We start from the raw sequence: 21,753 nt of genomic DNA, 5'->3' as shown, positions 1-21,753 counted from the left end.
AAGCCCTTAATTCATAAGAATTTAGGTTGAAATATGCTATGCAGAAAGGTCATCTGCAACCTGAGCAAACCAAAGCGATTGAAGCTTTGGTGTAGCGCAAGACAAGCGAAGTGCGTAGTTTTTTGTTCAAGCATAGCTTTCACCTTGCGGTACGGCAAAGATGATTAATCTTTGCTATTCATACCTCAGGTTTTGCCTACTTTTCCCGAAAGAAAAGTAGGTCGAACCTGAGCAAGTCAAAGCGGTTAAAGCTTTGACGAGGCGCAAGACAAAGTGGTTTATCCTGAAAAAGGATGAGGACTCGGCACGACTCCGTTGAGTTGCTCAAAAATAAATTAAATAGATAGAAAAGGACAATCTTATGAGCAGTAATGAAACACCAACAGGCTTCAAACCAAAAAAATCAGTGGCTCTCAGCGGACAAGTGGCAGGCAACACCGCACTATGTACTGTAGGGCGTAGCGGCAATGACTTACACTATCGTGGCTATGACATTCTTGACCTTGCAGTCGGCAGTGAATTTGAAGAAGTGGCGCATTTGCTGGTACATGGCAAATTACCCAATAAAGCTGAACTCAAAGCCTATAAAGCAAAACTCAAAGCACTTCGTGGTTTACCCGCAGCACTGAAAACTGCATTAGAACAACTCCCACCGTCTGCACACCCAATGGATGTGATGCGTACAGGTGTTTCAGTTCTCGGTTGTTTAACCCCAGAACATGAGGACCACAACGAAGCAGGTGCCAAAGACATCGCCGATAAATTGATGGCAAGCTTGGGCTCAATGTTGTTGTACTGGTATCACTTTAGCAACAATGGTCGTCGTATCGAAGTGGAAACGGATGATGACTCGATTGCTGCACATTTCTTACATTTATTGCATGGCAAAGCACCATCGGAAGAGTGGATTCAAGCCATGCATACCTCATTGATTTTGTATGCAGAGCATGAATTCAATGCCTCAACCTTTACCTCACGTGTGGTGGCAGGTACAGGTTCGGACATGTACTCAGCGATTACTGGTGGTATTGGTGCGCTTCGTGGCCCGAAACATGGGGGTGCCAACGAAGTTGCATTCGTGATTCAACAACGTTATGACCATGCGGATGAAGCCGAAGCTGATATTCGTAGTCGTGTAGAGAAAAAAGAAGTGGTGATTGGCTTTGGTCACCCTGTTTATACCGTATCTGATCCACGGAATGAAGTCATTAAAAAAGTGGCGCGTGAACTTGCTGAAGCGCAAGAAAATACCAAAATGTATTTGATCGCTGAACGTTTAGAAGCGGTGATGAAAGAAGTGAAGAACATGTTCCCGAACCTCGACTGGTTCAGCGCGGTGAGCTATCACTTGATGGGCGTTCCAACGGTTATGTTCACGCCATTATTCGTAATCGCACGTACCGCAGGCTGGTCAGCGCATGTGATTGAACAACGTCAGGACGGCAAGATTATTCGTCCAAGTGCAAATTATACGGGTCCTGAAAACCTCGAATTTAAACCATTGGCGGAGCGTGGCTAAGATGAGCAATACTCAATATCGTAAACCGTTGCCGCAAACCCAGCTCGAATACTATGACGTGCGTCAAGCCGTTGAAGATATTCAGCCAGGCGCATATCAAACTTTGCCTTATACCTCTAAGGTGCTCGCTGAACAGCTTGTGCGTAAAGTGGATAATGAACATTTAACCGACTATTTAAAGCAACTGATTGAACGCCGTCAGGATCTGGATTTTCCTTGGTATCCTGCGCGTGTGGTGTGTCATGATATTTTAGGTCAAACGGCTTTGGTGGATCTTGCAGGCTTACGCGATGCGATTGCCGATAAAGGCGGTGATCCTTCAAAAGTCAATCCAGTGGTGCCGACTCAGTTGATTGTCGATCACTCTTTGGCTGTGGAATATGGCGGTTTTGACCCTGATGCATTTCAGAAAAACCGTGCTGTTGAAGACCGTCGTAACGAAGACCGTTTCCACTTTATTGAGTGGACCAAGACCGCATTTAAAAATGTCGATGTGATCCCTGCGGGCAACGGCATCATGCACCAGATCAACTTGGAGAAAATGTCTCCAGTGATTCAAAACCGTGATGGCTTGGCATTCCCTGATACCTGTGTCGGTACAGACTCACATACCCCACATACCGATGCGCTTGGCGTGATTTCAGTGGGTGTAGGTGGCTTGGAAGCTGAAAATGTGATGCTGGGTCGTGCATCTTGGATGCGTCTGCCGGACATTATTGGTGTGGAATTGGTGGGTCAGCGTCAAGCAGGCATTACCGCAACCGATATCGTTCTGGCATTGACTGAATTCTTACGTAAAGAACGTGTGGTAGGTGCATATTTAGAGTTCTTCGGTGAAGGTGCGGACAGCATGTCGGTGGGCGATCGTGCCACTATTTCCAATATGACCCCAGAATATGGCGCAACCGCTGCCATGTTCTATATCGACCAAAACACCATTGATTATTTACGCCTGACAGGTCGTGAAGATGCGCAAGTGGCATTGGTGGAGCAATATGCCAAAGAAATCGGTCTTTGGGCATCGGATATGACCCAAGCACAGTACCCTCGTGTATTACGTTTTGATTTATCAACCGTAACCCGTAACATTGCAGGCCCTTCAAATCCACATGCTCGTGTATCTACCGCTGATTTGGCAGCCAAAGGCATTGCAGGTAATTTAGAAGCAGCCAAAGCACAAGAAGCAGAAGGGCTAATGCCTGATGGTGCAGTGATTATTGCTGCGATTACCTCGTGTACCAATACCTCCAACCCACGCAATACCGTAGCAGCAGGTTTGCTTGCTCGTAAAGCCAATGAACTGGGCTTAGTACGTAAACCTTGGGTGAAATCATCCTTTGCACCGGGTTCTAAAGCGGCTGCGCTTTACTTGGAAGAAGCGGGCGTTTTGCATGATTTAGAGAAATTGGGATTTGGTATCGTGGCCTATGCCTGTACCACCTGTAACGGAATGTCGGGGGCACTTGACCCTGTGATTCAACAAGAAATCATTGACCGTGACTTATATGCCACTGCGGTGCTTTCAGGAAATCGTAACTTTGATGGTCGTATTCATCCTTATGCAAAACAGGCATTTTTGGCATCTCCGCCACTTGTGGTGGCGTATGCGATTGCAGGAACCATCCGTTTTGACATCGAAAAAGATTCATTGGGTACAGACCAAAATGGCAATCCAATTTACCTGAAAGACATCTGGCCATCTGATGCGGAAATTGATGCGCTGGTAAAAGAAGCAGTGAAGCCTGAACAATTCCGTAAAGTTTATATTCCCATGTTTGATTTGGGTGAAAATGAAGAAGCGGAAAGCCCACTGTACGACTGGCGACCAATGAGTACTTACATCCGCCGTCCGCCGTATTGGGAGGGGGCGTTGGCTGCACCACGTACTTTAACCAACATGCGCCCACTGGCAATTTTGGGCGATAACATCACCACCGACCATTTATCGCCATCCAATGCAATTATGATGGATTCGGCTGCGGGTGAATATCTTCACAAAATGGGCGTACCTGAAGAAGACTTTAACTCCTACGCAACGCATCGTGGTGACCATTTGACCGCACAACGTGCCACTTTTGCCAATCCGAAACTATTTAATGAAATGGTGGTGCGTTCCGACGGCACCATTAAACAGGGGTCAAAAGCGCGTGTTGAGCCAGAAGGCGAAGTAATGCGGATGTGGGAAGCGATTGAAACTTACATGAACCGTAAGCAACCGCTGATTATTGTCGCGGGTGCGGATTATGGTCAGGGTTCAAGCCGTGACTGGGCTGCCAAAGGCGTGCGTCTTGCAGGGGTTGAAGCGATTGTGGCTGAAGGTTTTGAGCGTATTCACCGTACCAACTTAGTCGGTATGGGGGTTTTACCGCTTGAGTTTAAAGCAGGTGTCAATCGTAAAACCTTAGGTTTGGATGGTACTGAGCTATATAGCGTGATTGGTCATATTGCACCGCGTTCGACTTTAACTTTGGTGATTGAACGTTCAACAGCTGAGGGTAAAGAAGAGATTGTTGAAGTACCGGTGACGTGTCGCCTAGATACCGAAGAAGAAGTATCTGTGTATGAAGCAGGTGGAGTATTACAACGCTTTGCACAGGACTTTTTAGAAGGTCATGCGGCATAACATTAAGGGCTGATGAGTATCATCAGCCCTTTACAGATTAATTTTGAAGATTTTTATGGAGCAAGGACATGGCTTATCCTGCGCAAATTAAAATTCCAGCAACTTACATGCGTGGTGGAACCAGTAAAGGTGTATTTTTTAAACTGGATGACTTACCACAAGCTGCACAGGTGCCCGGACATATTCGCGACCAAATTTTATTGCGTGTGATGGGCAGTCCTGATCCATATGCCAAGCAAATAGATGGTATGGGCGGTGCAAGTTCAAGTACCAGTAAAACCGTGATTTTGTCTAAAAGTGAACAAGCAAATCATGATGTTGATTACCTGTTTGGTCAGGTCTCAATTGATCGTGCATTTGTAGACTGGAGCGGTAATTGTGGCAATTTAACTGCGGCAGTCGGTGCTTTTGCTATTCGAAATGGTCTGATAGAGGCTGAACGTATTCCTGAAAATGGAACATGTACAGTTCGAATCTGGCAAAAAAATATCCAGAAAACCATTATTGCCCATGTTCCGATGACTCAAGGTGCAGTGCAGGAAACAGGGGATTTCGAGCTGGATGGCGTCACTTTTCCAGCAGCAGAAGTTCAAATTGAATTTCTTGATCCAGCCGATGATGGTGAAGATGGCGGAGCAATGTTTCCAACCGGACATCTGGTTGAAGAGTTGATTGTGCCAGAGGTGGGGACGTTTCAGGCGACCTTTATCAATGCTGGAATACCCACTATCTTTTTAAATGCCGAAGAGATTGGCTATCAAGGTACAGAGCTACAGGAACAGATCAATAATGATGAAGTTGCGCTGGCTCGATTTGAAAAAATCCGCGCTTATGGCGCAGTGCAAATGGGACTGATTCAGGACATTAGCCAAGCCGTCGCACGTCAGCATACGCCTAAAATCGCGTTTGTTGCCCAGCCTAAACGTTATACATCGTCAAGTGGTAAAGTGGTTGAAGCGGAGCAGGTCGATTTACTGGTTCGCGCACTCTCCATGGGTAAATTGCACCATGCCATGATGGGCACGGCCGCCGTGGCGATTGGAACAGCCGCTGCCATTCCAGGCACCTTGGTCAATTTGGCGGCAGGCGGGGGACAACGGGAAGCTGTGCGTTTTGGACATCCTTCTGGAACCTTGCGCGTCGGAGCGCAGGCACAACAAGACCAACAAGGGCAGTGGCAGGTCAAAAAAGCCATCATGAGTCGAAGCGCACGGGTGTTGATGGAAGGTTGGGTTTATATTCCACCTGTCGAATAAGCAACTAGCTTGTGTTGAAGATAGCTAAAACATAGGATTTGCTTGGTTGAGACAGTCAAATCCTGACTACATGCTACAGCTCCCTATCTAAATAGGTTTGCATAAACTGCAATTTCTTTTTCTTTTTCTTTTCTTTTCTTTAAATGATATCTGGCTCTGTAAAGCTTAAGCGCATCTAATTTTTAATATATGCACAGTTATGCTAAAGCATGAACTGGTTAAATTTATACTGTATGACACTCATCATTTTACAACAATTCCCTGTTGCGATAACTGTATGCTGAATCTCGAAAACAATTTTATATTTTAAAAGCAGATCAGTACATTTTTATCATCGCCCTGAAATCAGAATGAAATCAATAAGAAGATGATCTGATCATAACCATTATTTGAGGTGAGCACGATGAGTCTGGCCAGCATCATGTATGCAAGTAAAACCAAAAAAGATCATAGTCATATTAAACAAGACCTGATGAATATTTTGACAGAATCTATTCATTTTAATTCATTGCATCAAATTACCGGGGTTTTATATTATGGCAATGGTTTCTTTTTGCAGTATATAGAGGGTCAAAAGGAGCATATTGAGCAATTATTTTATCAGTCGATTGTAAAAGATCAGCGTCATAGCCACTGTGAAATTTTATATTATTCGGAGCTGGAAAGCCCTGTTTTTGCAAGGTGGAGTATGAAGTTTGCTCCAATTAATCAAAGGATTAGAGATTTTTTTCAGCATCATCATATTGATGAGTTTAATCCTTATTTACTGACATCACACACCATTCACCCCTTTATACAAATATTGGCAGATGAACCAGCGTATGATGTCAATTTTTACCCTAACGCCTAGAATAATTCTGAAAAATCATCCTATAAATTTACAGTCTGTGAGCTACCGAGCTGCTGTTTCTCCCCTGAAATAGCAGCTTTGGTTAATTTAAATAAACTGACCAGTGTGCCTGCACTTTCCCAATATTGCGCACCATGTGCTGTAACTCGAATCAGTTGTACATCTGGATCCTGTTTGCCTTGTTCGAAAAAAGCCTCATAAGCAGGTGACCAGAGTTCATCTAAAACGGAAGAATCCTGAATAAGCTCTGCGATCCCATTTACAGATACATAATGATTTGATGAGGTAGTGTAAGCCAGATTGACTTGTGGATTTGTTGCAATGTTTTGGCTTAATTCGGATGACTTGGAACCGATAAACCAGATTTCACCATTAAATTCACGATGTTGAGTAGTCATGGGCACAGCATGTAAATGACCTTCGTGTGTTATAAAGGTTAGCATCACTGTTCGGGTATTTTTAATTAAATCATTAATTTTTGCATAATCTGACATAAACTTTTCTCAATATACATCATATAAGGAGACTCAGAATTGCAGTTTATGCGTACATTAAAAATGACGGTACTGTTTCAACTGTTTATGTTTTAGATATGCAATGCATACCGCATGTAACATGCGTATCATTGTGTAGATTTTAAACAAAAATAAAAAAGATTTTAAACTCATGCGCTTAACTTAAAGTAACCCAAGTCAAACATACGAGTAAACTATCGAATAATGTGTTAATTGATTGAAAATAAAATAGATTGGTTTTGTTTCAAGGGTTTTCATCTATATAAAAATAAGCATTAAAAAATAGCCCTTAGCTGTAACAAAGCATGACAACGTATCTAAAATTCTTTTTAAGTAAACAAGCGAGTAGTTGTATACACCTTTAAGTAATTTTGCTGTATTTATGATCATTTTTAAGACAATCTATAAAAATACCATGACATGATTACAATGATACTGACATGAATATAAATAGCCAACAACCGATTAACTCGAGATTGCATGATGATTATGATCATGCCAAAGAGATATTACAACGGGATGATTTTATTGATCAGCCGATAGCATTATTTTTAGATATTGATGGCACACTGGCAGATTTTAATGTTGATCCTGAGCAATGTTTTATATCGGCAGAAATATTAAATCTAATTCAGCATATACAACAAAATCAGGGTGTTGTTTCGGTCGTTACAGGTCGAGATTTAGCCTCTGCCCAGAGATTATTAAGTTCACTTGAGTTGCCTATTGCTGCCCTACATGGTCAGGAAATTTATATAGATGCCCATACTCATTTATCTCAGCAGGTCGATACCGATTTATTTCAAAGTATTTATCGCTATTTGGCTGCGGAAATTGAACCTTATCCCGATTTATCGCTTGAAAATAAAATCAATACAGTGGCGCTACATTATCGAAAATGTCCAGAACTTCAACCCATTGCTCATGAGCTAACGCAAAAAATAAACGATCAATTTCCCCAATTAAAACGAATTGATGGCAAATATGTCTATGAGCTTGCAGCCCATCATATTAATAAAGCCACCGCCATCGATCAAATCGTATCACAGCTTGATTTACATCATCATTTGCTCATTTTTATAGGCGATGATCGTACAGATGAAGATGGCTTTGCCTATGTGAATCAGCATCATGGCATCAGTATAAAAGTCGGTTCTGGTCAGTCAATTGCACAATATCGATTAGAACATATTCAACAGGTCACTGAATTTCTTAAGGATTTATCCCAAAAATATACTCAAACCTCTCACCATCATCCATTAGAAAAATGCGGAGAACATTATGTCTAGACTCATTATTTTATCGAATCGTGTCAGTTTACCGCAGTCGCAAAAATGTGTGGCAGGTGGCTTAGCTGTAGCAATGCAGGATGCATTAAGTCAAGTGGGTGGGGTGTGGGTCGGCTGGAATGGCGAGCAAGTGAAGCAGGAAGCCGATCAGCATTTTGATATTTTATATAAATCGAAAATCACCTATATGACCTGTTCACTTACGGAAAAACAATATCAGGATTATTACTGCGGTTTTGCCAATAATACTTTGTGGCCTGCCATGCATGACCGTGTCGATTTAGTAGAATACGATGCGGATGAATACACGACCTATCAGCAAGTTAATCGTTTATTTGCACAGAAAATTTGTGAGTTTGCGCAGCCTGACGATTTAATCTGGGTTCAGGATTATCATTTTCTGAGTGTGGCGCGCTATTGTCGTGAAATGGGCATGCAAAACAAAATCGGATTCTTTTTGCATATTCCGTTTGCGTCATTAGAATTGTGGCAAAAAATGCCGAGCGGTAAAAGTTTAATCCATGATTTATGTCAATATGATTTGCTTGGTTTACAAACTACTCAGGATCAAAAAACCTGTTTGCAAGTCTGTAGCAAACTCTTAAAAGCACAAAAAATTCAAAGAGATCTTTTAAGTTTGAACCAAAAAGTGGTCGCAATTCGACATTATCCGATTGGCATTGATGTCACAGGCATTCAACAGTCTTTGGCAGATTTAAATCATCAAGATGTATCTCCTGATGTCGGTGCGCAAGCTAGGATGAAAACCATTATTGGGGTAGATCGAATCGATTATTCTAAAGGTTTATTCGAGCGTTTTAATGCTTTGGCTGATTTTCTGGAGAAAAATCCAGAGGTACATGAACAGGTTCAACATGTACAAATTGCCAGTCCTTCTCGCTTAGATGTTGCAACCTATCAGCGTTTGTTTGAGCGTTTTAAATTTAAGATGGATCTGATTAATCATGAATTTCAGCGTAATGAATGGTCTCCCATTGTATGCAATTATGACTCGAAACCTCACCTTGAATTGATGAAATTTTACCGTCAAGCCGATATTTGCTGGATCAGTTCGCTCAAAGATGGCATGAATTTGGTCGCCAAAGAATATGTTGCGGCACAGGATGCTGAAAATCCTGGGGTATTGATCTTATCCAAATTTGCCGGTGCGGCTGAGCAACTGACCGATGCCTTAGTGGTGGATCCAACGGATCGTATCGCCATGATTAAGGCACTGAAACAGGCCTTGAATATGCCTTTGGCAGAGCGCAAATATCGTTATCAGCAAATGATGAAACAATTGCAGGCTTATGACATTAACGACTGGCGTGATCATTTTTTAACTGATTTGGCCTGTACCCAATATGTGCATCGTTTTGAGTGTGAAAACACAAAGTCAGCCGTGTCTTTCTATCCATCGCATGCGTTTCAGCATATTCATATGCAGCTCGAAAATAGATTGTGAGTGTGCAATATGGATTTGAAAGCATGAGAAAAATCAATATGCCCCTTCTAAGTACTGAAAAAAGGGGCATTATTTTTTCTATGATCGATTACTGTTTTTTATCAGATATTGAAGTTATGCATGAGTTTAGATCAGGAGTCAGACTTGATCTGGCTAAAGTGATTCAGGAACAAAATACAGATCACCATGATTGCCATGCCTGAAAAGACCAGACTTAAACCCACATACTCTCCAATAATACCCACCAAAGCTGGACCAGACAGAGAACCTGTGTAGGCAATGGTTGAAACACAGGACAAGGCAGCAGCTTTTTGCATGGCATTTTGTCGCCCAACTCTGGAAAACATAATCGGCACAATATTGGCAGAGCCTAAACCAAGTAAGGCATAACCCAGCACTACGATTATCCAGTGAGGCGCAGCCACAATCGTCACTAAGCCCAAACATGCACAGACTGCACTGTAATGAATCAGGCGATTTTCGCCCCACAGTTTCAGCGCTTTTTCACCGAATAAACGTCCTAAAGTCATGGCGATGGCGAAAAACGTATAACCCAAACCTGCATATGCGGCCTTCATACCATATTCACTGGTTAAATAAATCCCGCTCCAATCCATGGCCGCACCTTCAGATAGAAAGCTAATAAAACAAATGACCCCGATCAAAATCACCAGAAGGCTTGGGCGTTTTTTTAGCGGAGTGGTGCTTTGAGCGACGTCAACACTTGGCTGATGGTCTTTCTCAGCGTTTGAAAGCGCATACGGTACCGTGAATAGAGCGATCAAAGCCAAGACAAAACTAATGATCACAATGCCTAAAATAGGGGCAACCCCTAATGCAAACAGTGCTGTAACGGTCATGACACCGACCAGACCGCCCAAGCTACACATGCCGTGAAAGCCTGACATCATCGGTTGTGATGAGTTTTTTTCAACCAGCACTGCCTGAAAATTAACTGTAACACCCAAACTTCCTGCTGCTGTGCCAAACAAAAACAAAACTATGGCCATGCTTAACGCAGTACTGCCGAGTGCCAAGGCAGGCAATAATAGCATTAACATCAATAATGCCAGACCGATTAAGATCTTACAGCCCAAACGATAGATCAGTAGACCCGTAGCAGGCATTGCCAGAATGGCACCGAGCCCACTACATAACAGTAATAGACCAAAGTCTGCATGGTTCAGATGGAGGCGTTGTTGTGCAAATGGAATGAGCGGTGCCCATGCAGCCGTTGCAAAACCCAGCGAGAAAAAAGCCAGACGTGTTGAAAGACGTTGGGCTGCGAGTTGAATATGTGTGTCAGCGCGTGCTGCTCTGGAAAAAAAGATCATTGCCAATGCCGCCAATAATAAGACCTGATGTTATCCATTCCAGATAAGCAATCCATGCAAAAACCCTCACTCAATTTTAGAAAAGTACTAAAATTCAGCGAGGGTTGATTTGGCGAAATTATACACAGTTTTTTCAAAATAGCACTGATTTGATAAAGTTAAAAAACTTTTAAAATCAGTACTTTATATTTTTATATCTTTAAGTTATTGAAACAATAGAAAATATGTTTTGTAAACGGATACAGATGATTGAAGACGACTATATTCTGCTGATGATTTTTTACGAAAATAGCCAATCAAGCTGCAAAGTAAAGTCTGAAATGCAGCACTATCTGCATGATAGTGTTCGTCATGAGCGGGTTTAGGTGAATACACTGAAATAGCTATGCAACTTCAGTCTGAACCAATGGCTGCTCAATCTGGCGTCCAATTTGATGATAAGCACGATTAAAATACACCAAACTTTGAGCATGATGAGCCTGTTGAAGCGCAATGATACGGCACATAAGAACTGTATGTGTACCGACTTGCTGAATCTGTTCAATTTCACAATCAAAATTCACCAAGGCATCTTGCAAAACGGGCGCACCTGTTGCTAATTCAGACCAAAAACCCTGTTCAAATCTTTGTTCTGGCGTCAATTTTGAGGAAAATGCTTGAGAAATGTGCTGCTGATGTGCAGCTAATACATTCACCGTTAAAATTTTATTTTCAATAAAATGCGGATGTGAACTTGAGGCTTGATTCATGCAAACTAACAAGGTTGGAGGCGTATCCGTCACGCTACACACCGCAGATGCAGTAAAACCATAACGACCAGATTTGCCTGCTGTGGTGACAACACTGACCGCACTGGTTAATAAAGACATTGCATTTCTAAAGTCTGCTGCTTCAATCATGATTTTATTCCTCACCAGCGTGAGCAGTTTAATCTTTGCTTGGAAACTGCCCACTTTTAGCTCTCTGCCTAAAGCGATGATTACCCGTTTGAAAGCTCTTTTCGGATAATTTCTGCACCTGCGCTGAGTGCTTGTAGCTTGCCTCGTGCAACCTCACGCGAAAGTGGTGTCATACCACAGTTGGTTGATGGATACAGTTTGTCTGCATCGACAAATTGCAATGCCTTGCGTAAGGTATCTGCAACTTCTTCAGGCGTTTCAACCGTGTTGGTGGCGACATCAATGGCACCCACCATCACTTTTTTACCACGAATCAGTTCAATCAGATCCATGGGTACACGCGAGTTGTGACATTCCAGTGAAACGATATCAATCTTGGATTGTTGTAGTTTAGGAAAGGCCTCTTCGTATTGTCGCCATTCTGAACCCAGCGTTTTTTTCCAATCGGTGTTGGCTTTAATGCCATAGCCATAACAAATATGCACCGCTGTTTCACACTTTAGACCTTCAAGCGCACGCTCAAGTGTCGCAACGCCCCAGTCATTGACTTCATCAAAAAATACGTTAAATGCAGGCTCATCAAACTGGATAATATCGACACCCGCCGCTTCCAATTCCAAGGCTTCCTGATTCAGAATTTTGGCAAATTCCCACGCCAGTTTTTCACGACTTTTATAATGCGCATCATAAAGCGTATCAATCATGGTCATTGGACCCGGAAGTGCCCATTTAATCGGTTGAGTGGTTTGCTGACGTAAAAACTTGGCATCTTCCACAAAAACAGGTTTTTGACGAGACACAGCACCCACCACAGTTGGGACACTGGCATCATAACGATTACGGATACGAACCGTTTCACGTTTTTCAAAATCCACGCCATCCAGATGTTCAATAAAGGTGGTGACAAAATGTTGGCGAGTTTGTTCGCCATCACTCACGATATCAATGCCTGCGTGTAACTGCTCTTGCAATGAAACCAATAGCGCATCGCGTTTACCTTGCAGCAAGTCATCACCTTCTAATTTCCAAGGTGACCAGAGTTTTTCAGGTTCTGCGATCCAAGAGGGTTTTGGTAGACTGCCCGCAGTTGAAGTCGGTAATAATATTTTGGTCATGATCAATCATCTTTTCTATAAATTGGTGAATTTAAGCGGCTTCGGTTTTATCGGCGGTGCTTTTATCTGAATAGCTCGCAGCCCATTGCTCAAGAATGCTTTTGTATGGCTTGATGAAGTGCTCTTCTGTCCATTTGCCTTGTTCAATCGCCAGTCGACTACGTTCTTCACGATCATAGACAATTTGAGTCAGTGAAAAATCCTGATAGCTCAAACTTGGTTGATAGACCTGTCCTGCCGCAGCATTGGCATTATAAATTTCTGGGCGGTAAATCTTCTGGAAGCTTTCCATGGTGCTGATAGTGCCGATCAGTTCGAGATCGGTGTAATCACTGAGCAAATCACCATGATGATAAAAGGCCAAAGGCGCAACACTGCCTTGCGGCATAAAGTAACGGACTTTTAAACCCATTTTTGCGAAATATTCATCGGTTAAAGAATAATCATCCTGTTGATATTCCACACCTAATATAGGATGCTGATTGGTCGTACGCTGATAAGTTTTAGTGGTAGAAACACTCAGACAAATCACAGGAGATTTGGCAAAATTAGATTTGTAAGTTTCTGAATTTAAAAAAGACTTAAAGATTTTTCCATGCAACTCACCGTAATTTTCTGGTAAGCTGAATTTGCTTTGATCCTTATTATGTGCTGGCAGTAATACGCTAAAATCATAATCTCGTACATAAGAAGAAAAATTGTTACCGACAATGCCTTCGATACGTTGATTATTTTTATGGTCAATGATATGGGTCTTTAAAATTTCGATAGTGGGAAAAGTTTGACCATTTCCTTCTACATCAATATCCACCGAAATGATATCGAGCTCAACGCTATAACGATCTGCATTCGGATTATCCCAATGCGCCAAAGCATTGAAACGATTGTCAATCATTTTTAAGGTATTACGCAAATTTTCCTGGCGACTTGCCCCTCTGGCCAAATTCGCAAAGTTGGTGGTGATGCGTGTATTGTCGGAAGGACGATAATTTTCATCGAAACGAATGCGCTTAATCGCAAAGCTAAAGTCTTGGCTCATTTTAATTTGCTACCCTAATCTCTATGCTGCAATTTATACCGAAAGTACAACGTGAATAAAAACGATTTTGTTTCAACAAAAGCTGAGCCAAATTCATGTTTGGAATTTTAAGAGCATAAATAATTGTTTAGATTTTATATTTTCAGAATTTTTTTGAACAAGAAATGCAAAAAAGCCCCAACTTATGGGGCGATCGTGCTTGCAACGTAAAGGATCAAACATTGTTTCAGAAATTAAGCTTGCTGGAAGGAACAACCGCCTTTTCACTATGAGTGACGGTCTCTGGAACCCATGAGTAAGGCACAGGTAAGGCGCGGTAGACCCAGTTACTTTTGGCTTTGCCATTCGGGGCTTGACCAATATAAGGACTGACATATTCCCAAACGATTTCTCCTTGTGGTGTAACCTGAAAGAAACGACCATTTTGACCTTCATCAATAAGGGTATTGCCATTTGGTAAGCGTCGTGCACTGCTAATAAACGAGCTAAAAAATGCCCAGTCCGGTTGTGCTGAATTGGATGCTGTATATTGCCAAACAATCTCTTTTTTTATCGGATCAATTTCCAGCACACGTGAACCTGAAATTACACCACGTTGTACAGAGGGATAGCCTGCATCCCCCTGATTATCAAACACCAATAAATTCCCTGCACCTGCTAAACCTTTAGGAATGATATGCGCGTCATGTTGTCCACTGATTTGATCGACAGGACGAGGAACCGTATTGGCCGTTTTGGGATTAATTGGGGGAAGGTTTGGCCCCAGTGTCCAGACGATTTTACCTGTGGCTTTATCAATAATGGCTATGAAATTGGCATTTCGTGAATCAATGATCAGATTGTCAGGATGAAAACGTGCATCACCTGCATCAAACCATTGATTCGGCCCAATCGGTGCCAGATTATTGATATGTAAATAATCGGGGTTTTGAGTGTCTAAGACCAGTTTTAGTTGTTCCTGACTAAAGCCAAATTCATTTAAATGATCCGAGGCTTTCCAGCTCCAGACCGTTTTTCCTTGCGCATTGACTTCATAAATCACATCATCAATCACTTCGGGGACTTTAAATCCTGATACTTTATGTACCAGATTAGCCAGGACCAAGGTATTGCCATTAGCAAGTCTACGAATATCATGATGCTGATAGGCCGCATCTGTTTTCGATTCTCCGCTCCATTGCCATACCGTCTTACCGTTCCAATCGATTTCTCCGACAGTTTTATTGTTGAGCCCATTACCAGCAGAAGCCAGCTTATTGGCATGATCAACCTCTTTAAGCTGTAGCAAAACCCGACCTTTGATGCCTCCCGTCAATTGCGGATCAATAACCGCAGAAGGAAAACCTTTAAAGTTCCATTGTTTGACTTCATTGCCATTCATATCAATGAGATGGGTTTTATTATCTGCACCGCTAAAAATCACATATTGAGGATTCGCTTTGCTTGGATCGTAAATGGTCACCCCAGTTGGATAAACACTAGGCGCAGCGTGAACCATGGGTAGCATCAACGTGATCAATGTTGTTGCTAAGGTAGTTTTTAATTTCAATATATTCATGACTGATTCGCTATAAGGTTGAAATGTTGTTTTTAGATCCATTCTTAGAAACTGACTTTGAGGGTTGCTCCAAGGGTTCTCGGTTGTCCTGCACTGGCAAGTACGGTGCCATTTGCAGAGTTCCATGCATTGGTGACAAACGCTTGATCAGTCAGATTTTTTGCCCAAACTGAAACATCAATTTCATTGTCTCCAAAACGGTGACGCGCACCAAAACTGGCATTGACCAGACCATACGCTTTAATTTTAGCTTCTGGATTGTTATCTAAAGTTCCATACGACCAGTCACGCCATGCGTAGCTGCCTGATACATACGGTTGCCAGTTGTTTTTTTCCTGTAAGTCATAGCGGAAATTAAAATTGGCGATCCATTTGGGTACGCCATACACTCGTTCCCCAGACAAATCCTGAGTATTTACCCCTGTTGGGATGGAAACGTTGGATGGCGCAGGGGCATTCTTATATTCGGTATATTTTGTGTCGTTCAATGAACCATTAAAATTAAGGGTTAAACGACGAATCGGTTGATAAGTGGTGTCAATTTCAAAGCCGCGGCTGCGCACCTTACCTGCATTGGCCAATACACTGACAATTGAACTTCCCACTTGTTCATAGCTCGTGGTTTGATAATCAGAGACATCAATCCAGAACAGATTGCTATTGACCTGTAATTTATTATTTAAAAAGTTTTGTTTTAAACCAATTTCATAATTATCGGCTTTTTCTGGTTCTACTTTAAGAGAGTCTGCGCCCGCAGTCGGCGCAGAACCCACACTTAAGTTAAATCCACCAGATTTTTCACCATGCGAATACGTGCTATACAACAGGTTTTGAGGGTTAAAGCGATAGCTCCCTGTGAGCAGTCCAGAGTAACTGACTTTATTTTGTGATAAGTCACCTGAGTCATAAGCACCGAGTTGTGCATTTACTAGATTCCGCTCAGCGACCGAGATGGTTGCAATATCTTTGCCGCCGATTGGAGCCGTACGGACAATACTGGCACTTTTATCTTCGTAGGTGACGCGACCCCCTGCGGTCAAATCAAATTTTGGCGTAGCATGCCATGTGCCCTGTCCAAAGATTGCAGAGCTTTTCGTGTCTGTCTCGCCATAGCTATAGGATGATCGGTTATCCAGAATATTGGATTGACCATTGGCAATGAGCGATCTGACAGTCGGAACGTTATATAAGTAAAATGCATCGGCAGCATCGCCATAAATTGAGAAACTCTTATTTTTTAGATTTTGCTGGAAATAATAAAGGCCTGTCACCCAGTCAATCACTTGATGATCGGCAGAAGCAAAACGAATTTCCTGTGAATATTGCTCATCTTTGACGGCAACGCCACCATTAATTAAGGCATTAGAACTGATCAAATCGCTATTGGTCGGTGTAAAATGCCAGAACCGATAAGCACTAATTGAGGTCAGTTTTTTTCCACTGTTGAGTGTCCAGTTTGCTTCAGCAGAACCACCGCCTTGTTCAACAAACATATGTTGTCTGGCATCGGAATCGATTCGATAATCTTTCCAGTTGTTATACAAATTTTTTGCGCCCGATGCTTGAGCATTATCAATAAAGCGATTGTAATTTGCGCCAAAGGTAGGACTATTAAAAGTTGGACCTTGATAATACATCAGCATTGCGCCTTGATTATCGTCCTGTTTGTTGTAGTCCGCGATAACACGCAAATTAAAATTGTCCTGTGGCTTCCATAAAATCTGACTACGTACGCCTAAACGATCTGTATCGTTATAATCTTTGCCATCATTGCTATTTTTAACGAAGCCATCTTGTGTGGTTTTATAAAAAGATAAACGTCCTGCGACAGTCTCTGACAACGCATCGGAAAAACTGCCTTTTGCCTGTAAATAATCACGTGAACCAAAAGAAATTTCAGCAGAATTGTCTGGATAAAAGGTGGGTAACTTCGAGCCAATATTTAATAAGCCCGCAGTAGTGTTTTTGCCAAACAAGGTGCCTTGAGGGCCACGCAATAGTTCAAGCTGAGCGATATCCAGCAAATCGAACACCGCCATTCCTGGACGTCCCAGATAAACATTATCCAGATAAACCCCGACACTGGCCTCAAGACCATCACTCGCTGGATTATTTCCCAAACCGCGAACTGCAACACTGGACTGGCGTGGATTTAAAAACGCGACATTGAGACTCGGTAAAGCCTGTTGCAAATCTTCAATTTTACTTAAGCGCTGAGTTTCGAGTGTTTTGGCACTTAAAATAGTGATAGGGGTAGGGACATTTTGTGCTTTTTCTTCACGACGACGGGTCGTAACCACTACATCTGCCAGTTGAATAACATCCTCTGCTTGAGCAGGTTGAGTTGAACTTTTAATCTGTGCGGTGGTTGTCGAAGTGGGCTGAACATCTTCTGCATAAGCCTGCATTGAAAAAGCCATCAACCCCAGCACAGAAACTCCAAAAACTGAAGCTAAAATACTCTGTGTGATTTTATTTAATATAAGTGGATCATCACCACTAAAATGAGATGCAGTTTTTTGTTGCATTTAATATCTCCAATAAAGTGTTTAATTTTTGTTAATTCTATTTTTTATTTAATTTGAGACTGTCACTGAGAATACACAATTCATTCTATATTGTGATGAAGATATAAATTTTATTGAATATACATCTAAAAATGCTGATCAGATAAATAAGTCACTGAGAGAATTTATGATAACGATTTAAAGAAAAAAGATAAGCGGAATGAACATACTTGGATGGTTTTTAGTTTATTTGATTGTTTTAGATGATTTTTTCATTATTCATTGTTTTTATTTACTCATCTTTATAAATGATTAAGTTTGTATTTATTCAGACAGTCCAAACAGGATAATTTTTTATAATTAAAATAACAATGTGGCTTGCACAATTGAAGTTCATTCATTTTTTAATAGATCAAAGCATTAAATGTGAAATGGGTTCATAACAAGTTAACTTATAGTGTAAATGATGTATATGAAAATAAATATGTGTGTCAGATATGAAAGAAATAAGCTCAAATCAAAATCATGACAGATTAAATCATGATGTATATAAGTCATTTATTTTAAATGTGCTGGCGTCTATAAACACGCTTGCAATTTACTGGATTGTACCTGTCGTTTTATTTGGACTTTGGTGGATTGCCGCCAACAACGGTTGGATGCCTGCACAGATTTTGCCAACCCCACAGCAGACATGGCATAGCTTTTTGCAAATGTCGTCACAGGATTTATGGTGGCATCTTGCCATAAGTCTTAAGCGATTAGCACTGGGTTTATGTTCAGGGCTAGTGGCAGGTGTTGTGATCGGTGTTTTACTGGGTTATAGCCGTAACTTTGAGCAATATGTTTCTGCCATATTTTATGCACTGGCGATTGTGCCTACCTTGGCGTGGTTGCCTTTATTGATGATTTGGCTCGGCATTGAAGATGCACTGAAAGTTTTTATTATTTTTAAAGCCAGTTTGATTCCCATCGCCATTCATGTTCAGGCAGGGGTCAGGGATATCCAGCCTAAACTGAGGGAAATGGCTGAAATTCTAAAATTTTCCCAACAAGCGTTGATTTTCAAATTAATTTTACCCGCATCACTCCCGTATTTTTTTACAGGTTTACGCTTAGCAATCGCAGCAAGCTGGACATCCTTGATTGCGGTCGAATTGTTGGCATCTTCAGAAGGGATTGGTTATTTGATGGTGACAGGGCGCCAGCTGTTTCAACTAGATATTGTCTTTGTCTGCATCATTTTAATTGCAGCGGTCGGCATTGTCTTAGATACCACATTGCAATGGTTAGAAGCGAAAACGGTATTTTGGCCACATGCAGTGATTTCGGCACACCATCAAGATAATCATTATAAAAAATCATCGTTAAAACCGTGGCTTATTCCAGTTTTATTGCTGAGCTTATGGTTTTTTTCTAGTCAGTTCCATTGGATATCGGCATCGGTGCTTCCTTCCCCTGTGTTAGTGAGTCAGGCACTCGTGCATGGGTTACAGGATGGTTCTTTAAGCAATGCCATGCATTTTAGTTTATATCGCGCCTTATTGGGCTTAATGATTGGTGGAAGTATTGGGGTGATCACCGGTTTAATTTTGGGGTTGTTCAAACCGCTGGAACTGATGTTTGCGCCCACTTTAAATATTTTGAGATTAATCGCAATTTTTGCATGGATTCCGCTGATTACCGCATGGTTCGGTTTAGGAGACAGCTCAAAGCTGGTGTTTATCTCGCTGGCTACTTTCTTTCCCCTGTTTATTGCGACATGGAAAGGTAGCGCGATGGTGTCTACACAATTAACCGAAGCTTCCGACATTTTAAGACTTTCAATTGTACAACGCTTGGAACTGCTGATTTTACCGAGTATTGCACCTGCAATTTTTGCTGGATTAAGGCTGGCGTTGTTGTACTCATGGATGGCGTCTTTCGGGGCGGAATATTTGATGGGATCGGGTACCGGGATTGGAAGCTATATGATTGCAGCGCAACAAAATTTTGAGATGAATCGAGTCATTGCTGCAACGCTATTGGTTGCAATTACAGGTGGATTATTGGCATGGCTAGGCAAAGTCATTGAAAGCTATGCAACCGCATGGCGTGGCAATAGGACGTAACAAGATGAATATGAGTATTGATTTAAATGAGCAAAATAGCGAATTAATCACGCTGAAGCCGAATAAAAAACTGATTGAATTTTGTGCTGTCGATAAAACATTTAATGTCAACCAGAAAATTCTACCCGTGCTTCAAGATTTTAATCTGGATGTGTTTGAAGGTGAATTTATTGCGATTGTCGGCAGCAGTGGTTGTGGGAAATCGACGCTGTTACGCTTAATTGCAGGTCTGGATCAGGATTTTGAAGGTCAAATCAAGATTGATGGTCAAGCGATTTCAGGTATTGGCAAAGACCGTGCAGTGGTGTTTCAGGAACATCGTCTATTTCCATGGTTGAATGTTGAGCAAAATATTGAACTGGGTTTAATCAATGAAACGATTCCGCCTGTTGAAAAAGTTGAGCGTATTGCACAGGCTGTTGAACTAATTGGTTTAAATGGTTTTGAAAAAGCCTATCCGCATCAGCTTTCAGGAGGTATGTCCCAGCGGGTTGCGATTGCCCGTAGTCTGGTGGCACAGCCGCGAATTTTTCTGTTGGATGAACCATTTGGGGCATTGGATGCCTTAACCCGTCATCAAATGCAAAATGAATTATTGAGGATTCAGGCGCAGCAGAAAATCACCACGATTTTTATTACTCATGATGTAGAGGAAGCGGTCACATTGGCGGATCGCGTGGTGATTTTACAGCCAAAACCTGGACGTATAGAACAGATTATTCCTGTTACGCTTGCCCGTCCACGTAATCGAGCCAGTTTTGAATTACATCAGCTCAAAGAGCAAGTCTTTTCAATCTTGACCCAAGATCAGGTTCACTAAGAGGACACGCCATGACTGACATAAGAACTTCATTATCAAAAAAAGCCCTGTTTTTGAGTCAATTGACACCTGCGGTAGAAGGGACTCACTCGCATACAGCTGTTGATTTGTTTGCCCAACATGTATCGACTCACGCCCCTAAACCTGATTTTACATGGCAAAAGAAACTGCTTGTGGCAACCGCAGTGGTTTTAGCGGCCCATTATGGCATCTGGTATCTGGGACAGCAGTTTCCAACTCCGACCTTGCCTGAGAAAAAGGCTGAACCTGTTTTGGTGGAACTGATTCAGCCTAAACAGCAACCGCCTAAAATTATTCAGCCCAAAGTCATTCAACCCAAAATTCCACCTGTGACACAGCAGCCCAAAGTCCCTCCTGTGGTTCAAAACGTACAACCTGCGCAGCCAGTCGCAAAAGTTGAAAGCAAACCCGTTGCTCAAGCACAACCGACAAAAGCCGTTTCACAAGAGGCTCCAATGCCTGTTGAAGCTGCACCGAAAGCACAAGTGCAAGCTGAACCAGTGGTGAAAGCTGCACCGTCTGCACCCGTCATCAAAGATTTGCCTGTAACAGAGGCCAAAGGCTATGCAGGCTATTTGAGTAATCCTTCCCCAGAATATCCTGAACAAGCACTGGATCGGGGCTGGGAAGGTTCGGTCCTGTTAAGGGTCAAAGTTTCTCCATCAGGGAGCCCTTTAGTGGTCAATCTGCAATCGAGCAGTGGCAAAAAACTGCTGGATGATGCTGCCATCAATACCGTCAAACGCTGGAAGTTTTCTCCTGCGTTAAAAGGCAGCACCCCAGTCGAAGGTTGGGTGGATGTTCCGATCCATTTCAAATTACCGAACTAATT

The 21,753-nt window shown here is 42.1% G+C and carries 16 protein-coding genes; 9 read left to right on the top strand and 7 right to left on the bottom strand.

Features of this window, described 5'->3' with window-relative positions:
* The first annotated feature begins 361 nt into the window (after positions 1 to 361).
* The 4 genes from prpC to E0D95_RS10290 all read left to right on the top strand — a co-directional run bounded on the left by prpC (position 362) and on the right by E0D95_RS10290 (position 6,248).
* Positions 362 to 1,519 carry a bifunctional 2-methylcitrate synthase/citrate synthase gene (prpC, locus tag E0D95_RS10305; protein ID WP_130803763.1) on the top strand — a complete coding sequence of 386 codons (1,158 nt, stop codon included), beginning with the start codon at positions 362 to 364 and terminating at the stop codon, positions 1,517 to 1,519.
* Between the two features lies 1 nt (position 1,520).
* Positions 1,521 to 4,142: a Fe/S-dependent 2-methylisocitrate dehydratase AcnD gene (gene acnD, locus E0D95_RS10300; protein WP_130803762.1), complete on the top strand. Its 2,622-nt coding sequence runs from the start codon at positions 1,521 to 1,523 to the stop codon at positions 4,140 to 4,142.
* Positions 4,143 to 4,210: 68 nt separating this feature from the next.
* A complete protein-coding gene (gene prpF, locus E0D95_RS10295) occupies positions 4,211 to 5,398 on the top strand; it encodes a 2-methylaconitate cis-trans isomerase PrpF (RefSeq protein ID WP_130803761.1) in 1,188 nt (395 codons plus the stop codon).
* A gap of 403 nt (positions 5,399 to 5,801) precedes the next feature.
* Positions 5,802 to 6,248 (top strand): BLUF domain-containing protein, encoded by a 447-nt coding sequence (locus E0D95_RS10290; protein ID WP_171478542.1) that lies wholly within the window; start codon positions 5,802 to 5,804, stop codon positions 6,246 to 6,248.
* Between the two features lie 20 nt (positions 6,249 to 6,268).
* Here E0D95_RS10290 and E0D95_RS10285 read toward each other — a convergent pair whose 3' ends face one another.
* On the bottom strand, positions 6,269 to 6,742 hold the full coding sequence (locus E0D95_RS10285) for a pyridoxamine 5'-phosphate oxidase family protein (protein WP_130803760.1): 474 nt from the start codon (positions 6,740 to 6,742) through the stop codon (positions 6,269 to 6,271).
* A gap of 461 nt (positions 6,743 to 7,203) precedes the next feature.
* Between E0D95_RS10285 and otsB the strand changes: the two genes are divergently transcribed.
* A complete protein-coding gene (gene otsB, locus E0D95_RS10280) occupies positions 7,204 to 8,052 on the top strand; it encodes a trehalose-phosphatase (protein ID WP_130803759.1) in 849 nt (282 codons plus the stop codon).
* The gene (otsA, locus tag E0D95_RS10275; protein ID WP_130803758.1) at positions 8,045 to 9,517 is read left to right on the top strand and encodes an alpha,alpha-trehalose-phosphate synthase (UDP-forming); all 1,473 of its coding nucleotides are present in this window, start codon (positions 8,045 to 8,047) and stop codon (positions 9,515 to 9,517) included. Before otsB ends, otsA begins: the two co-directional genes overlap by 8 nt.
* A 131-nt stretch (positions 9,518 to 9,648) precedes the next feature.
* Here otsA and E0D95_RS10270 read toward each other — a convergent pair whose 3' ends face one another.
* The 6 genes from E0D95_RS10270 to E0D95_RS10245 all read right to left on the bottom strand — a co-directional run bounded on the left by E0D95_RS10270 (position 9,649) and on the right by E0D95_RS10245 (position 17,990).
* Positions 9,649 to 10,851 carry an MFS transporter gene (locus tag E0D95_RS10270; RefSeq protein ID WP_130804884.1) on the bottom strand — a complete coding sequence of 401 codons (1,203 nt, stop codon included), beginning with the start codon at positions 10,849 to 10,851 and terminating at the stop codon, positions 9,649 to 9,651.
* 383 nt (positions 10,852 to 11,234) lie between these two features.
* Complete coding sequence (locus E0D95_RS10265) at positions 11,235 to 11,750, bottom strand: flavin reductase (RefSeq protein WP_130803757.1); 516 nt, start codon at positions 11,748 to 11,750, stop codon at positions 11,235 to 11,237.
* 80 nt (positions 11,751 to 11,830) lie between these two features.
* On the bottom strand, positions 11,831 to 12,865 hold the full coding sequence (locus E0D95_RS10260; protein WP_130803756.1) for a methionine synthase: 1,035 nt from the start codon (positions 12,863 to 12,865) through the stop codon (positions 11,831 to 11,833).
* Positions 12,866 to 12,896: 31 nt separating this feature from the next.
* Entirely contained in the window at positions 12,897 to 13,904 is a 1,008-nt protein-coding gene (locus E0D95_RS10255; protein ID WP_130803755.1) for a DUF1852 domain-containing protein, read from the bottom strand.
* 226 nt (positions 13,905 to 14,130) lie between these two features.
* Complete coding sequence (locus E0D95_RS10250; protein ID WP_228258848.1) at positions 14,131 to 15,462, bottom strand: aryl-sulfate sulfotransferase; 1,332 nt, start codon at positions 15,460 to 15,462, stop codon at positions 14,131 to 14,133.
* A gap of 44 nt (positions 15,463 to 15,506) precedes the next feature.
* Positions 15,507 to 17,990 (bottom strand): TonB-dependent receptor, encoded by a 2,484-nt coding sequence (locus tag E0D95_RS10245; RefSeq protein WP_130803754.1) that lies wholly within the window; start codon positions 17,988 to 17,990, stop codon positions 15,507 to 15,509.
* Positions 17,991 to 18,466: 476 nt separating this feature from the next.
* Here E0D95_RS10245 and E0D95_RS10240 point away from each other — a divergent pair, with 476 nt between their 5' ends.
* The 3 genes from E0D95_RS10240 to E0D95_RS10230 are packed head-to-tail and all read left to right on the top strand — an operon-like array spanning position 18,467 to position 21,751.
* On the top strand, positions 18,467 to 20,080 hold the full coding sequence (locus E0D95_RS10240; RefSeq protein ID WP_130803753.1) for an ABC transporter permease: 1,614 nt from the start codon (positions 18,467 to 18,469) through the stop codon (positions 20,078 to 20,080).
* A 10-nt stretch (positions 20,081 to 20,090) separates the two neighbouring features.
* Positions 20,091 to 20,900 (top strand): ABC transporter ATP-binding protein, encoded by an 810-nt coding sequence (locus E0D95_RS10235; protein WP_431830762.1) that lies wholly within the window; start codon positions 20,091 to 20,093, stop codon positions 20,898 to 20,900.
* 11 nt (positions 20,901 to 20,911) lie between these two features.
* The gene (locus E0D95_RS10230) at positions 20,912 to 21,751 is read left to right on the top strand and encodes an energy transducer TonB (RefSeq protein ID WP_130803751.1); all 840 of its coding nucleotides are present in this window, start codon (positions 20,912 to 20,914) and stop codon (positions 21,749 to 21,751) included.
* The last annotated feature ends 2 nt before the right edge of the window (positions 21,752 to 21,753 follow it).

Source organism: Acinetobacter ihumii, assembly GCF_900625095.1.
Taxonomy (GTDB): domain Bacteria; phylum Pseudomonadota; class Gammaproteobacteria; order Pseudomonadales; family Moraxellaceae; genus Acinetobacter; species Acinetobacter ihumii.
This window is presented reverse-complemented; position numbering and strand designations above follow the sequence as displayed.